Annotated in this window: 1 rRNA gene; it reads left to right on the top strand. The window is 51.6% G+C overall.

Going from position 1 to position 2,386, the window contains the following annotated elements:
- Window positions 1-2,367, top strand: a 23S ribosomal RNA gene (locus L5L77_RS22405); the annotation flags it as partial.
- Window positions 2,368-2,386 lie beyond the last annotated feature (19 nt).

Genomic DNA, 2,386 nt, shown 5'->3' with positions numbered 1-2,386 from the left:
GAGACCGTGACTGCGTACCTTTTGTATAATGGGTCAGCGACTTACATTTTGTAGCGAGGTTAAGCGAATAGCGGAGCCGTAGGGAAACCGAGTGTTAACTGCGCGTTTAGTTGCAAGGTGTAGACCCGAAACCCGGTGATCTAGCCATGGGCAGGTTGAAGGTTGAGTAACATCAACTGGAGGACCGAACCGACTAATGTTGAAAAATTAGCGGATGACTTGTGGCTGGGGGTGAAAGGCCAATCAAACCGGGAGATATCTGGTTCTCCTCGAAAGCTATTTAGGTAGCGCCTCGAGCGAATACCATTGGGGGTAGAGCACTGTTAAGGCTAGGGGGTCATCCCGACTTACCAACCCTTTGCAAACTCCGAATACCAATGAGTACTACTCGGGAGACAGACGGCGGGTGCTAACGTCCGTCGTCAAAAGGGAAACAACCCAGACCGTCAGCTAAGGTCCCAAAGTACTAGCTAAGTGGGAAACGATGTGGGAAGGCTTAGACAGCTAGGATGTTGGCTTAGAAGCAGCCATCATTTAAAGAAAGCGTAATAGCTCACTAGTCGAGTCGGCCTGCGCGGAAGATGTAACGGGGCTAAGCTAGTCACCGAAGCTACGGGTGCACAGTTTACTGTGCGCGGTAGAGGAGCGTTCTGTAAGCCGTWGAAGGTGAAGGGGTAACCCACGCTGGAGGTATCAGAAGTGCGAATGCTGACATGAGTAACGATAAAGGGGGTGAAAAACCCCCTCGCCGAAAGACCAAGGGTTCCTGTCCAACGTTAATCGGGGCAGGGTGAGTCGACCCCTAAGGTGAGGCCGAAAGGCGTAATCGATGGGAAACAGATTAATATTTCTGTACTTCCGCTAACTGCGATGGAGAGACGGAGAAGGCTAGGCTAGCGCGGCGTTGGTAGTCCGCGTTTAAGGTGGTAGGTGGTGTTCTTAGGCAAATCCGGGGACACGTACTTWAATGTACACACTGAGAGCTGATGACGAGGTCCTAAGGGACTGAAGTAGTTGATGCCATGCTTCCAGGAAAATCTTCTAAGCTTCAGGTTAGTGGGAATCGTACCCCAAACCGACACAGGTGGTCGGGTAGAGAATACCAAGGCGCTTGAGAGAACTCGGCTGAAGGAACTAGGCAAAATGGTACCGTAACTTCGGGAGAAGGTACGCTCCTGTTGGTGATGAGACTTGCTCTCTAAGCTGACGGGAGTCGCAGATACCAGGTGGCTGCAACTGTTTATCAAAAACACAGCACTGTGCAAACTCGCAAGAGGAAGTATACGGTGTGACGCCTGCCCGGTGCCGGAAGGTTAATTGATTGGGTTATCGCAAGAGAAGCTCATGATCGAAGCCCCGGTAAACGGCGGCCGTAACTATAACGGTCCTAAGGTAGCGAAATTCCTTGTCGGGTAAGTTCCGACCTGCACGAATGGCGTAATGATGGCCACGCTGTCTCCAGCCGAGACTCAGTGAAGTTGAAATTGCGGTGAAGATGCCGTATACCCGCGGCTAGACGGAAAGACCCCGTGAACCTTTACTATAGCTTGGCACTGAACATTGAACCTACATGTGTAGGATAGGTGGGAGACTTTGAAGTTGTGACGCTAGTCATGATGGAGTCGTCCTTGAAATACCACCCTTGTAGTTTTGATGTTCTAACCTAGGTCCCTTATCGGGATTAGGGACAGTGCCTGGTGGGTAGTTTGACTGGGGCGGTCTCCTCCCAAAGAGTAACGGAGGAGCACGAAGGTTGGCTAAGTACGGTCGGACATCGTACGGTTAGTGCAATGGCATAAGCCAGCTTAACTGCGAGACATACACGTCGAGCAGGTACGAAAGTAGGTCATAGTGATCCGGTGGTTCTGAATGGAAGGGCCATCGCTCAACGGATAAAAGGTACTCCGGGGATAACAGGCTGATACCGCCCAAGAGTTCATATCGACGGCGGTGTTTGGCACCTCGATGTCGGCTCATCACATCCTGGGGCTGAAGTCGGTCCCAAGGGTATGGCTGTTCGCCATTTAAAGTGGTACGCGAGCTGGGTTCAGAACGTCGTGAGACAGTTCGGTCCCTATCTGCCGTGGGCGTTGGATGATTGAAGGGAGCTGCTCCTAGTACGAGAGGACCGGAGTGGACGAACCGCTGGTGTTCGGGTTGTCATGCCAATGGCATTGCCCGGTAGCTACGTTCGGAATCGATAACCGCTGAAAGCATCTAAGCGGGAAGCGAGCCCTAAGATGAGTCATCCCTAGGAATTTAATTCCTCTAAAGAGCCGTTCGAGACTAGGACGTTGATAGGCATGGTGTGTAAGCGTTGTGAGGCGTTGAGCTAACATGTACTAATGACTCGAGAGGCTTAACCATACAACCCAGATGGGTTTTA

Source organism: Shewanella sp. SM29 (assembly GCF_025654245.1).
Taxonomy (GTDB): Bacteria; Pseudomonadota; Gammaproteobacteria; order Enterobacterales; family Shewanellaceae; genus Shewanella; species Shewanella oncorhynchi.
Note: the sequence above shows the minus strand (reverse complement) of the source record. Positions and strands in the feature narration are given on the sequence as shown.